Source organism: Jatrophihabitans sp. GAS493, from assembly GCF_900230215.1.
GTDB lineage: Bacteria > Actinomycetota > Actinomycetes > Mycobacteriales > Jatrophihabitantaceae > MT45.
In genome coordinates, this window is the sequence record NZ_LT907982.1 from 87,703 (window position 1) to 100,794 (window position 13,092).

General features: G+C 67.0%; 12 protein-coding genes. 3 read left to right on the top strand and 9 right to left on the bottom strand.

Features of this window, described 5'->3' with window-relative positions; all coding sequences use genetic code 11:
* Nucleotides 1-17 precede the first annotated feature (17 nt).
* The 5 genes from CPH63_RS00360 to CPH63_RS00380 form a co-directional block, all read right to left on the bottom strand.
* A complete protein-coding gene (locus CPH63_RS00360) occupies nucleotides 18-773 on the bottom strand; it encodes a sulfite exporter TauE/SafE family protein (RefSeq protein ID WP_096301061.1) in 756 nt (251 codons plus the stop codon).
* Nucleotides 770-1,456 carry a cyclase family protein gene (locus tag CPH63_RS00365; protein ID WP_096301062.1) on the bottom strand — a complete coding sequence of 229 codons (687 nt, stop codon included), beginning with the start codon at nucleotides 1,454-1,456 and terminating at the stop codon, nucleotides 770-772. Before CPH63_RS00365 ends, CPH63_RS00360 begins: the two co-directional genes overlap by 4 nt.
* Before the next feature lie 27 nt (nucleotides 1,457-1,483).
* A complete protein-coding gene (locus tag CPH63_RS23460) occupies nucleotides 1,484-2,992 on the bottom strand; it encodes an amino acid ABC transporter permease/ATP-binding protein (RefSeq protein ID WP_096301063.1) in 1,509 nt (502 codons plus the stop codon).
* 156 nt (nucleotides 2,993-3,148) lie between these two features.
* A complete protein-coding gene (locus CPH63_RS00375) occupies nucleotides 3,149-4,111 on the bottom strand; it encodes an ABC transporter substrate-binding protein (RefSeq protein WP_096301064.1) in 963 nt (320 codons plus the stop codon).
* Nucleotides 4,112-4,329: 218 nt separating this feature from the next.
* Nucleotides 4,330-4,989, bottom strand: coding sequence for a GntR family transcriptional regulator (locus CPH63_RS00380; protein WP_096301065.1), 660 nt, complete (start codon nucleotides 4,987-4,989; stop codon nucleotides 4,330-4,332).
* Between the two features lie 74 nt (nucleotides 4,990-5,063).
* Between CPH63_RS00380 and CPH63_RS00385 the strand changes: the two genes are divergently transcribed.
* On the top strand, nucleotides 5,064-6,155 hold the full coding sequence (locus CPH63_RS00385; protein WP_096301066.1) for an acetamidase/formamidase family protein: 1,092 nt from the start codon (nucleotides 5,064-5,066) through the stop codon (nucleotides 6,153-6,155).
* Between the two features lie 2 nt (nucleotides 6,156-6,157).
* Nucleotides 6,158-6,976, top strand: coding sequence for a DUF3891 family protein (locus tag CPH63_RS00390; RefSeq protein ID WP_096301067.1), 819 nt, complete (start codon nucleotides 6,158-6,160; stop codon nucleotides 6,974-6,976).
* Between the two features lie 70 nt (nucleotides 6,977-7,046).
* Here the strand turns inward: CPH63_RS00390 and guaA are convergent, their stop codons facing one another.
* The 3 genes from guaA to CPH63_RS00405 form a co-directional block, all read right to left on the bottom strand.
* On the bottom strand, nucleotides 7,047-8,609 hold the full coding sequence (gene guaA, locus CPH63_RS00395) for a glutamine-hydrolyzing GMP synthase (RefSeq protein ID WP_096301068.1): 1,563 nt from the start codon (nucleotides 8,607-8,609) through the stop codon (nucleotides 7,047-7,049).
* A gap of 79 nt (nucleotides 8,610-8,688) precedes the next feature.
* Entirely contained in the window at nucleotides 8,689-9,822 is a 1,134-nt protein-coding gene (locus tag CPH63_RS00400) for an acyltransferase (protein WP_096301069.1), read from the bottom strand.
* Between the two features lie 131 nt (nucleotides 9,823-9,953).
* Nucleotides 9,954-10,856 carry an oxidoreductase gene (locus tag CPH63_RS00405; RefSeq protein WP_241895768.1) on the bottom strand — a complete coding sequence of 301 codons (903 nt, stop codon included), beginning with the start codon at nucleotides 10,854-10,856 and terminating at the stop codon, nucleotides 9,954-9,956.
* 75 nt (nucleotides 10,857-10,931) lie between these two features.
* Here CPH63_RS00405 and CPH63_RS00410 point away from each other — a divergent pair, with 75 nt between their 5' ends.
* Nucleotides 10,932-11,948: a magnesium transporter CorA family protein gene (locus tag CPH63_RS00410; protein WP_096301071.1), complete on the top strand. Its 1,017-nt coding sequence runs from the start codon at nucleotides 10,932-10,934 to the stop codon at nucleotides 11,946-11,948.
* Between the two features lie 3 nt (nucleotides 11,949-11,951).
* Here CPH63_RS00410 and CPH63_RS00415 read toward each other — a convergent pair whose 3' ends face one another.
* Nucleotides 11,952-13,079, bottom strand: a complete 1,128-nt coding sequence (locus tag CPH63_RS00415; protein ID WP_096301072.1) for a GuaB3 family IMP dehydrogenase-related protein — start codon at nucleotides 13,077-13,079, stop codon at nucleotides 11,952-11,954.
* Nucleotides 13,080-13,092: the final 13 nt, after the last annotated feature.

Consider the following 13,092-nt stretch of genomic DNA (forward strand, 5'->3'; position numbering starts at 1 on the left):
CGCACCGCGCGGGGGGATCACGCGGCCAGCATCCGGATCCCGATACCCACCCCGAGCACGACGACGGCCGCCCGCAGCGCCATCGGATTGAGACGCTGCGCGGCCCGGGCGCCGAGGATGCCCCCCAGGAAGCTGGCCGGGGCGACCAACGCCACCGCCGCCCAATCGACGTGGCCGAAGATGACGAATCCGATCATCGCCACCGTGTTCACGACGAGCGCCAGCAAGGTCTTGACCCCGTTGAGATGCTGGATATCGGCGTCCAGGCAGAGGGCCAGGACGGCGACCAGGATGATCCCGAGCCCCCCGCCGAAGTAGGCGCCGTAGATCGAGGCAGCGAAGACACAGGCCAGCAGCGGCCCGCGCCGGTAGTGCCGCTCTCCGGACGCCCGCCGGGCCAGCGCCCGCGAGATGGCCGGCTGGGCCGCCAGCAGCGCCGTCGCCCCGAGGACCAGGTAGGGGACGAGCACGTGGAAGACCGAAGCCGGCGCGGTGAGCAGCACGATGGTGCCGACGACGGCACCGGACGCGGCCACCAGCGACAGCAACCGCTGCCGCTCCCAGTCCTGGCGCAGCTCGTGGCGGTAGGAGACGGCCCCGCTGAGGTAGCCCGGCCAGAGCGCCACGGTATTGGTGACGTTGGCGGTGACCGGACTCAGGCCGGCCACCAGCAGCGCCGGAAAGCTGATGAGGGTGCCACCGCCGGCCACTGCGTTCACCGCTCCGCCGGCCAGGCCGGCGACCAGCAGCAGGAGGATGTGTGCGGGGGTCACGGGTGCAGCAGCGCGACGGGGCGCACCGGGCTCGCGGTACCGCCCTTCATCGGAAGTGGGAGCACCACGAAGGTGAACTCCCGACCGACCAGCCGAGCCAGGTTGTTGAGCTGTTGGACCATCGGCACTCCCCCGCAGAGGAATGCGGTGTGGGTCGGTTCCCACCACTCCTGCGGGTTGTCGATGGCGATGAGGTCGGTGCAGAAGAGACCGATCCCCTTGTCGACCAGCCACTGCGCGCCATCGCTGGTGACGTGCGGACGCTCGGTGAAGAAGTTCTCGCTGCCCCAGTTGACGTCCTGCCCGGTGCGCACGAAGACTGCGGTGCCGGCGACGATCGGGTGCCCGCTGGCCTCCTCGGCGGCGGCCAGATCCTGCGGTCCGATCGGCTCGTGCGGCCGCTTATGGGTGAGATCGAGTAGATGCCCCGGAAGCACGAGTCGCTCCAGCGGGACCTGGTCGACGCTCAGTCCGTGTTCGTCGAAGTGCGACGGGGCGTCGAAGTGGGTGCCGGTGTGCTCGCTGAGCAGCATCATCTTGTTCTGCAGGCCCTGCCGACCGCCGCTGAGCCGGCGCGTCTTCTCGAAGCTGTCCACCGTCCAGAAGGCGGTCACCTCGGCGGCGTGGCACGGCATACCGGTGTAGAGCGGATGACCGAGGTCGACGATCTCGTCGAAGAACATGTCTCTCCTGATATTCGTTGGGGTTGGTTAGAGAACAGCGCCGGTGAGCGACTGCAGGAATTTTTGGGTGCGCGGTTCCTGTGGATTTCCGAGCACCTCGCCAGGGGGGCCCTCTTCGACGACCTGGCCGTCGGCGATGAAGACGACCCGATCGGCCACATCGCGGGCGAAGCGGATCTCGTGCGTCACCACGAGCATGGTCATACCCTCGTCGGCCAGCCGCCGCATGACGCCGAGCACCTCACCGACCAGTTCCGGATCGAGCGCACTCGTCGGCTCGTCGAAGAGCATCAGGCGCGGGCTGGTGGCCAGAGCTCGGGCAATCGCAACCCGCTGCTGCTGGCCGCCGGAGAGCTGATGCGGTGCCTTCTGTACGTGCTCGCTCAGCCCCACCGCGTCGAGCAGGCGCAGTGCCGTCTCAGTCGCCCGCTGCGGGGCGGAGCCATAGACCCGGATCGGCGCCATGCGCACGTTGTCGAGGACGCTGAGGTGCGGGAAGAGGTTGAAGTGCTGGAAAACCATACCGATCCGGGCTTGCGCACGGTCTCGGGCCAGTCGGGCCGGCGACGCCTCGGGGCTACCGTCGTCGCGGTAGCCGACACTTCGCCCGCCGACCAGGATGGAGCCACCGTCCAGGGTGTCGAGATGGTTGATCATCCGCAGCAGCGTGCTCTTGCCGCTGCCACTCGCCCCGATGATCGCGATGACCTCGCCGCGCGCGACCTTGAGGTCGACGCCGTCGAGAATCTGCCGATCTCCATAGGACTTCTTGGCCCCTTCGATCACCACCAGCGGTTGATGGCTGTTCACGGACGGGACGGTGGCCGCCTCGGTCAGACGCGCCCCGGGGTTCGCCGGGGGCGTCGGCGGAAGCTTCGTGGCTCGGACGCGATCCAGGCTGGCCCGCCGTTCCAGCCAGAGCTGGACCAGGGCGACCGCAGAGGTAAGGACGAGGTAGATGACGCCGGAGGCGATGAATACCGGGAAGAACTCGAAGGATTGTGAGGAGAGGTACTGGGTGCGCTGGGTGATCTCGCTGACTGAGATGACCGAGGCGAGGGAGGTGCTCTTGATGAGATTGATCAACTCGTTGCCGAGACTGGGCAGGATCGCCCGTATCGCCAACGGGAAGACGATCCGGCGCCGCGTGACCCAGGGTGACATTCCCAGGGCGTCGGCGGCGAGGATCTGGTTGCGATCCACCGCCAGAATGCCGCCACGGATGATCTCGGCGAAGAAGGCGGCTTCGTTGACGGTGAAGGCGATGATCGCGGTGGGTACCGGCGGGAAGATGATCCCGATCTGGGGAAGCGCGTCGTAGAAGAAGACGAGCTGAAGCAGCATCGGGGTGCCGCGGATGATCCACACATAGGTCGCCGCGAGCCAGCGCAGCGGTCTGACCCGGCTCACCCGCATCTCGGCCAGGATCGCCCCGAGTACGAGCGACCCGATCAGCGCGGCTCCGGCCACCTGCAGGGTGACGATGGCGCCTTGCCACAGGTAGTCGAGCGTGAGGTAGTGCCAGAACTGTTGCACGGGTTCTCCAGCAAGAGTGAGCGAATGGGAGTCAGGCGCTTAACCGGTCGGCCCGGCGATTGCGGAGCCGGGCCGACCGGAGCGTGCTACTGAGAGCTAGGAAGAGCTACGGAGAGCTAGGGAGAGCTAGGGAGAGCTAGGGAGAGCTACAGCGATCTACTGGGGCAGCAGCGACGCGTCGGCCTGATCGGTCGGGTCCTGCTTCCAGGTGGTGAAGAGGGCCTTCTCGGTTCCGTCCGTCTGTACGACCTTCAGCGCCGCCAGGTTCGCGTCCCGAAGCTCGGTGTCGGACTTGTTGAAGGCCATCCCGATCAGTGAGCGGAACTCAGCGATCGGCGCCGTCCCGGATAGCTTCGTCGGGTACTTGGCCACCGTCTGAGCAACCACGCTCGTCGGGTTGATGAAGGAGTCGCTGCGCCCGTTCAGCACGCCCTGCAGGCAGCCGTTGAAGTCGGCGTAGGTGTTGATGTCAATGGCCGGCTTCCCGGCGGCCTTGCAGGCGTCGCTCTGAGTCTGGGCCGCTCCGGCCTGCACCGTGCCGGGGAAGACCGCGAGACTCTTGCCGCAGAGGTCGCTCACCTCGGTGATGTTCTTCGGGTTGCCCTTGGCCACGATCAGGGCCTCTTCGTCCTTCTGGTAGATGACGAAGTTGACCTGCTTCGCCCTGGCATCGGATGCGATGAGGTTGCTGATCACCATGTCGATGCGACCAGCCTGCAGCGACGGGACCAGAGTCTGGAAGTCAGCCTTGGCGAAGGTCGTCTTGTAGCCGGCGCACGCGCTCACGGCTGAGAGCAGGTCGACGTCGAACCCGACGATCTTCTCCGGGTTGTTCGGGTCGATCGTCTCGTAGCCCGGGATGGTCGGGGCGATGCCGACCTTGACCGTCTTCTTGGCCAGATCCGGGTACTGCTTCTGCACGGCGGCACACGCCGCGCTGACCGTGCTGGCTGCCGAGGTTCCAGCGGCGGCGGCTCCAGTGCTGGCACTCGAGCTACAGCCGCTGACGACCACTGCGAGCGTCAGGCTCAGCGCGACGGCGGCGATGGACTTGCGTCCACGGATGCCGCGACTGGCGGCGGGTTTGTACGTCTGGTTGAACGTCCGGTTGAACACCATCTGGGATCACACTTCACTTCCGTCCGGCCGGAGCCGGTCAGTCGCGTCCGGCTCCCGACTGAGCCGAACTGCTCCTGAATGTATACAACCGCCATGTTACAGCTAACGACCTGGTTGTATACATTGGATTGCGAAATGCTCACTGCGACCTTCAGTGCGACCCTCACAGCGACCCTCGCGGCGGCCCGCTCGGCCCTCAGTTCGGCCCAGACCGGTGCTCACTCAGCCCGGCGCGCCGCCGATCGCAACCGGTAGGCCGCCTCGGCACCGCGAACGTGGGCCAGCATCAGGGCGGCCGCGCTGTCGGCGTCGGCGCGGGCCAGCGCGTCGACGATCATCTGGTGCTCGACCCAGGAATCACAGGCCCGCAGTGAGAGCTGAACGGAGTAGACCCAGGCGATCTTGTGGCTGAGCTGATCGAGCAGGTGGGTCAGCACCGCGCTTCCAGAGGCCTCCGCGATGAGTCCATGAAGCTGGGTGTTGAGTGCCGGCAACTCGGTGAGGCGACCGGCATTGGCCGCCTCCGTCCCAGCATTTACGGTCTCCTGCATGACGGCGAGCAGGTCCGGCGTGCAGCGGGTGGCCGCCTTCCCAGCCGCGAACGGCTCGAGTACTCCCCGGATCTCCAGCAGGTCGGCCGCCTCCTCGTCCGACACCTCGACGACGAACGTGCCGTAGTAGGGCTGCACGCGAATGAAGCCGTCTGCCTCGAGGATCCGCAGCGCCTCACGCACCGGTATGCGGGAGGTTCCGAACTCGGCTGCGAGCGCCTCTTCAGTGAGTCGCTGACCGGGCGCGAGGACGCCGGTGATGACCTGATGCCGGATCGCGGCACAGAGTTGCTGGGGCGACACGCGCTTCGCGGCAACTGACGACATAGGCCAAACTCCCTCGTTGAGAATTCGAATCGCATTTCACAGAATCGAAATGATCGTATGCAATCATCTCGCTCATGACTGTACTGCAGAGCGGCTACGGCCCGATGAATGCGGACCTGATGCTGGACTCACGCTTAGACAACATCTCATGGGGGCTGCTCCCCAACTCCGGCAGCCGGGGGGTGCTGTCGATGCGGTCGGGGCAGAGCGTATGCATCGACACCGTCTCGCACGAGGGGCTGCTCGCCGATCAGGGTCGTGACCCACGCGCCTTCTTCGGCGCCGCCGGCATCGCCAGCCACCTGCTGCTTGACGACGTGCTGGCGATCGCGGCCAGCGACCTGCCCCACGATCCGGGCAGCGTCGGCCCGCACGTGGTTACCGGTCCCATCGAGGTCGTCGGCGCTCAGCCCGGGGACGTCCTCGAGGTAGAGGTGCTGGAGCTACTGCAGCGCGCTCCGTATGGAGTGATCAGCAATCGCCACGGGCGGGGGGCACTGCCCGGTGAGTTGCCGGCGCCGCCGTTGGGCTGGGTCGACGGCGATCCGATCGACCCGGTCTGCCTGGTCGCCCGGGCCGAGGGCGACACCGGTCTGCTGCCGGTCGGCGACGGCCGCACGATCCGTTTCCCGCTCAAACCGTTCCTCGGCATCATGGGGGTCGCGCCCGGCGTCTCGTCGCCGGTGAATTCGGTGCCACCGGGGCGGCACGGCGGAAACATCGACGTGAACCTGCTCGGTGTCGGCGCGCGACTCTTCCTGCCGGTGCAGGTGCCCGGTGCAATGTTCTACGTCAGCGATCCGCACTTCGCCCAGGGCGACGGGGAGGTCGCCCTAACCGCGTTCGAGGCACCGCTGCGGGCGACACTGCGTCTCACCGTGCACAGCGACGCCCGGGCCAAGCGGCTGGCCTCCTCCTTGACTGCCCCCTGGGCGGAGACCGCGGACCTGCACATCGTGCTCGGCCTCGATCAGGATCTGAACGCGGCGATGCGCGACGCCACCCGTAACTCACTGCGGTTCCTGGCCGAGACCTGCTCGCTGCCGGCCTCGGTCGCGTTGGCCTATCTCAGCGCAGCGGCCGACTTCGAGGTGAGCCAGGTCGTCGACCAGGTGAAGGGCATCCACTGCTGTATTCGCAAATCCGATCTGAAGTCGCTGGGGTAGCAATGATTCTGAGCCGTTGGCAGGGCCGGCTGATGGTGGTCCTACAGCCTGATCACGGCGTTCAGACCGGCCTCATCGCCGCCGCCTGGGGAAGCGACGACGTGCCCCGAGTCGAGGACTTCGTGCGGGCCACCACCCTGGCCGCCCGGCACCACGACGATGGTTGGGCGGTGTGGGAGCGGCACCCCACTCTGGAACCGATGACGCAGCAACCGGTGCAGTTTCACGCGGTCTCGCCGATCGAGCACATCGCCGCCTACCGGGCGGGAATCGCCCGGGCGGCGCAGCTCGATCCGTGGACCGGGCTGCTGGTGAGCATGCATGGGGCCGGCCTCTACAACGATCGCTACGGCACGTACCGGTTGGCCGAACTCGTCGAGCAGGAGCTGAGCATCACCGAACAGCGGGTGGTGGCCGAGTTCCTCACCGATATGGCCGAACTGCAGCAGCGGCTGGCCACCGTCAGCCTCGGGCACGCACCGGCGACGGCGGCCCCGGACGATCCGCTGGTGCGGCATCATTACCTGCTGTTGCAGGTCTGGGACCGCATCTCGCTGCAGTTCGCCTACCGCCACGCCGCCGACGACATCATCAGCCCGCTGCCGTCACTCTTCGGGGCGTCGGGACCGCTCTGCTGCCGGGCCAACGGCGAGATGTCGTTGACGCTCGATCCCTATCCGTTCGCGGTCGACGGCGCGGTGTTCCCGGTTCGGGCCTACCTGCTAGAGGATCGTTCCTACGTCAATCCCGAGGATTTCCTGAACGAATTGACCTCAGCGCCGGTCATCGAGCTGGAGTGCACCACATCCCGGCGTCGCTGATCTGCAGCCCGCGACCCGCGGCCCGCGGCTCGCGCTGCAGCCTGATTCGGCGCCACCGGCGCGCCGGCGCCTACTCCCACTCGATGGTGCCTGGCGGCTTGCTGGTCAGATCGAGGACAACTCGGTTGACCTCCCGCACTTCATTGGTGATTCTCGTTGAGATCTTCTCGAGCACGTCGTACGGGACACGGGTCCAGTCGGCGGTCATCGCGTCCTCGCTGGAGACCGGGCGTAGCACGATGGGGTGGCCGTAGGTGCGCCCGTCGCCCTGCACCCCGACGGATCGGACGTCGGCCAGCAGCACGACCGGGCACTGCCAGATGACGCCGTCCAGCCCGGCGGCGGTGAGCTCGCTGCGCGCGATCGCGTCGGCCCGCCGGAGCAGGTCGAGTCGCTGCGCCGTCACCTCGCCGACGATGCGGATCCCCAGACCCGGGCCGGGGAAGGGCTGGCGCATGACGATCTCACTCGGCAGGCCGAGTTCGGCTCCGACTCGGCGGACCTCGTCCTTGAAGAGTTCGCGCAGCGGCTCGATGAGCGAGAACTGCAGGTCGTCCGGGAGCCCCCCGACGTTGTGATGCGACTTGATGTTCGCCGCACCCGTGCCGCCACCGGACTCGACCACGTCTGGGTAGAGCGTGCCCTGCACGAGGAAATCGACGCTCTCGCCATGGGCGCCGGCGTCGGCCACCACCTCGCGGGCCGCCGCCTCGAAGACCCGGATGAACTCTCGTCCGATGATCTTGCGCTTCTGCTCCGGGTCGCTCACTCCGGCCAGCGCACCCAGGAAGCGATCGACGGCGTCGACGACCTTGAGCCGGACTCCGGTCGCAGCCACGAAGTCGCGTTCGACCTGCTCGGCCTCGCCGGCTCGCAACAGACCGTGATCAACGAAGACGCAGGTGAGCTGGTCACCGATGGCCCGTTGTACGAGCGCGGCGGCCACAGCCGAGTCGACTCCACCCGAGAGCCCGCAGATGACTCGCTTGTCACCCACCTGGGCCCGGATCGATGCGATCTGATCGTCGATGATGTTCGACTCGGTCCACGTCGGGGCGATGCCGGCGATCTCGTAGAGGAAACGCTCCAGAATTCGCTGCCCGTTCTCACTGTGCAGCACCTCCGGATGGAACTGCACGCCGGCCAGGCCGCGCGCGGTGTCCTCGAAGGCGGCGACCGGCGTGTCAGCGGTCTGGGCGACGACGGTGAACCCGGGCGGGGCGGCGACGACGGCATCGCCGTGGCTCATCCAGACCTGCTGAGTCTCCGGCAGCCCGGCCAGCAGCACTCCCGGGTTGGCCTGCTGCAGGGTCGTGCGACCGAACTCGCTGCCACCGGTGTGGGCAACCTCGCCCCCGAGCGCCTGCGTCATCGCCTGGAAGCCGTAGCAGATTCCGAAGACCGGCACGCCGGCCTCGAACATCGTCGGATCAGCCTGCGGTGCCCCGTCGGCGTAGACGCTGGACGGTCCGCCGGAGAGGATTATCGCCTTCGGACCCCGGGCCAGCATCTCGCTGACCGGCATCGTGCTCGGCACGATTTCGGAGTAGATGTTGGCCTCCCGCACACGGCGGGCGATCAGCTGGGCGTACTGCGCGCCGTAGTCGACGACGAGAACGAGATCAGGATGCACCTGGCGATTCTAGTTGCTGGCGGGGCGTGCTTCGGTGCTGCCCGCGCGACGGCACATGATTCCCCGCTCGCGCGTCGTCCTACTCGCCTTCGACGACCGCGACGGATTCCGGCACCGCCGCACTCGGACCGCGGGAACCTCGGGCCTCACTCGCCTGGGTGTGGCGGCCACGCCGCCCGAGCCGGGCCCGCAGATACCGCTGGCAGGGGATTTCAACGAGATGGTGCAGCATCACGGCGCCGGCCAGACAGATGAGGAAGATGCCGAGTACAGGAAACACTCCGCCGGCGAGACTCCACCGATGGTCGACGCCCAGCTGATGGACGACGATGCGAATGATGACCTGATGCACGAGATAGAAACAGAACGAGACTCGCCCGAGGTAGGTCGCCCACGGCCGGGTCAGGATGCCGTTGCGCCCCTCGAGATCCGACACTGCGGCGGCGATGATCAGCGCCGCGAACGGCAGCACCATCACGTAGTCGAGGCTGGGGAAGCCTCCCATTCTGCGGGCGATTGTCGCCGCTACGGCCACGGCGATCGTCGCGCCCCAGATTGGAATCCGGGGGCGCCAGCCCGCCCGGACCCGGAAGGCGAGGACGATGCCCAGGATGAACTCCGGCAATCTCACCAGCGGGTTGTTGAAGGCGATGTCGCCGCCATGACCGATCAAGACGAGAATTGCCGTCGCCAGGCCCCCAGCGGCGAGTGCCACCGCCGCCGCGATCGACTGGCCCCGACCACCCAGCCGGGCCAGGCGCGCGATCCCCAGCGGAAAGACCGCGTAGAAGAACGCCTCACAGGACAGCGACCACGTCACGGCGTTGTACGCATACACCGGATAGAAGCCGGGAAACCACGCCTGGATCAGAAGTAGCCCGGTGATCAGACCGAGAATGCCGCTGTCGAAATGGTTGGGCCGAATGGCCACGACGATGACTACCAGTAGCGTCACGGTGACCATGCTCGGATAGATTCGAGCGAACCGGCGACCGTAAAACTGGCGGGCCGAGATCTGACTGTGCCAGGTCCAGGTAAGGACGAAGCCGGATAGCAGGAAGAAAAAGGTGACCCCGGTCTGGCCGAAGGTGAAGGCCCGCAGCGGAACCCAGCCGACGCCGATCTGCGCCATGTGAAAGAGGAAGACGATCAGCGCGGCGTACCAGCGAAGCGACGTTAGGCGCGGTAAGTCCCGTTTATCTACAGCGCCCATCCATAAGCCTTCGTCTTGATCTCAAGCGAAGCCGCACTGTAGCAACGCACCGCGCCTGGACACAATGGAGTTCGCCCGTCCTTCGGCGTGGCGAGCGTGGAACCAGCCCCCCGGAATCCGCTACCGGCCGGTCAGCTCGGCCAAGGGTAGCGCAGCCCGGTCAGGTCCTCGCTGACCTCCCAGAGGCGCCGCGCGAGTTCTGGGTCGCGATCGCGGTTGGTCATCCGGGCCGGTCCGATCGGGCCTCGCCATTCGCGCATCCACTGTGGACCGGTGTATGTGCCGGGCGCCGCCTCGGTGGCCGCGAAGAGGCTCGGGTTGGCTCCCGCCGCTGAGGACTGGGTGAAGATCCGCAGCACGATCGGTGCCACCGCTCGCACCAGTGCGTTGGCCCCCAGCCCCTGCGGGTCGGTGACCAGACCGGTCGCCGCGACCCCCGGGTGCGCCGCGGTGGAACTCAACGGCAACGAGCGAGCCTCGGCCCGGCGCTGCAGTTCCAACGCGAAGAGCAGATTGGCCAGCTTGGAGTTGGAGTAGGCCTTCTGCGGCGAGTACCCGGGGCCGGCGTTGCCGTCGATGACATCGGGGCCGCCGCCGAAATGGGCGACCGACGACACGGTGACGACACGGGCGGCCGGGGCTTCGAGCAGGTGTGGCAGCAGCAGTCCGGTGAGCACGAAGTGGCCCAGGTGGTTGGTGCCGAACTGGAGTTCGAAGCCATCGGCGGTACTACGCAACTTGGGTGGCGCCATGACGCCCGCGTTGTTGATCAGCAAGTCGACCGGATCGGACTGGGAGGCGGCGAAGTCACGCACGGACGCGATCTTCGACAGATCCAGCGCCCGCACCTCGAGGTCGGCGCCGTTGTGGGCCGAGCCGATCTTGTCGGCCGCCTGCTTGCCCCGCTCGACGTCGCGACAGGCTAGGACGACCCGCGCACCATGGGCAGCCAGCTCCCGTGCTGTGACGTAGCCGATACCGGAGTTGGCCCCGGTAACAACAGCCGATTTCCCCGTGAGATCGGGTAATTGCACGGCTGTCCATCCCATAGCGGCTGACGTTACGCGGTGTCACATGAAATTCGTGTCGGGAGTGACAGACTCGCCAGTATGAATGAAAGCCAGTCAGATCAGCGTCAACACGGAGTCCGGACCCGGGTCTGGCGAAACGGCAAGCTGGAAGCGGAGGACTTCCCCTTTGACATGATCTCGGACTACCTGGAGCAGCCCGATTGCCTGGTCTGGGCGGATGTCTGCGCTCCCGACACGGACCGGATAAACAGGCTGGCCGACGAGCTGAGCCTGGATGCGCACGCCGTCGAGGATGCGGTCGACGAGCACGAGCGACCGAAGGCAACCCACTACCGCACGCACGTCTTCCTCACCGCCTACGCCCTTCACTTCGTACCGGAGACAGGGGTGGTCGAGAAGACACAGGTCTCGGCCTTCGCGATGCCACGGGCCCTGATCACCGTCCGACGCGACGAGTCCTTCGACATCGAGACGGTCGTGCGGGTGTGGGATGAGAACAGTGACCTGGTGCGGCTGGGCTCCCGCGCGCTCGTGCACGGCCTGCTGGACGTGATCGTGGACAGCCACTTCGACTGCGTCGAGGCGCTGGACGACGAGGTCGAGTCGATCGAAGACACCCTCTTCGACACCGATCGACGCACCGACGCCACCATCCAGCGCCGGAGCTTCGCGCTGCGAAAGGGGCTGGTGCAGGCCCGGCGAGCGGTGCTGCCGATGCGGGAATTGGTCGCCGCGGTGCGTCGCTTCAACCAGGAGCATCCGATCGGGGATGTGGATCTGCTGGAGCCCTACTTCAACGATCTCTACGACCACGTACTCCGCGCGACCGAGTGGACTGAGTCCCTGCGCGACATGATCACCAGCATCTTCGAGACGAACCTGTCGCTGGCCGACGCCCGGATGAACATGATCATGAAGAAGCTGACGGCGTGGGCCGCCATCATCGCGGTGCCCACCGCGATCACCGGGTTCTACGGGCAGAACGTGCCCTACCCGTGGTTCGGGAAGGACCTCGGCTTCTGGTTCAGCACGGCGGCGATCCTGCTGATGAGTTTCGCGCTCTGGGTGAGCTTCCGTCGACGCGACTGGCTATAGCAGTTAGCGGGGCGTCGAGACGATGAGCTCGACCTTCTGGAACTCCTTCACCGAGGAGTAGCCACACTTTCCGACGACCCGGCGCAGCGCGCCGAAGAGGTTCCGCTCGCCGAACGGATCCGAAGTCGGGCCGTCGACGAGTTCCTGCATGCTGGGCGCGGCGGTCGGGACGCTCACACCAACGACGGCTGAGCGCGGCAGCCGCGGATGGGCCGCCGTGGAGTCCCAGTACTGCCCCGCCCCGGGGGCCTCCTGCGCGCCGGCCAGAGCTTCGCCGAGCATCACCGCGTCGGCACCGCAGGCCAGGGCCTTGGCGATGTCAGCGCCGGTGTCGATGTCGCCGTAGGCGATGAGGTGCACGTACCGGCCACCGGTCTCGTCCAGGTAATCGCGGCGGGCCGCGGCCGCGTCGACGATCGCCGTCGCCATCGGAACATCGATGCCGAGCACGTCATGGGTGGTCGACCCGGTGTGCGCGCCGTAGCCGATGATGACGCCGGCCGCTCCGGTCCGCATCAGATGCAGCGCGGTCTGGTAATTGGTCACGCCGCCGACGATGACCGGGATGTCGAGTTCGGCGATGAACGTCTTCAGGTTCAGCGCCGTCGAATCGGTGTTGGGGCCGGAGACGTGCTCGGCCGAGATGACCGTGCCCTGGATCACCAATAGGTCGACACCCTCAGCCAGTACGTGCGGGGCGAGCTCGACGGTGTGCTGGGGCGACAGCCGCACGGCGACCCGTACTCCGGAGGCTCGCAGTTCCGCGATTCGGCGGCGCAGCAGCTCCGGCGAGACGGGCGCGCGGTAGGCGTCGCCGAGATCGCTGTGCTGCTCAGCCTCGGCGATGGCGTCGTACTGCGCCTTCGGGTTCTCATGCCGGGTCCAGAGACCCTCTCCGTCGAGCACGGCCAGACCGCCCAGACGCTCGATCTCCACCGCTGTCGACGGTGACACCACGGCATCGGACGGGGCAGCCAGAAACGGCAGCTCGAAGGTGTGGGCGTCGATCTGCCAACTCGTGCTGACCACGGCCGAGCCACGGGTCCGCCGCGTCGGGACGAGGGCTAGCTCGTCCAGGTGGTAGCCCCGACGAACGCTGCGTCCCAGGCCGATCTCAACTGTGTCAGGCATGTGGCAGAGCCTA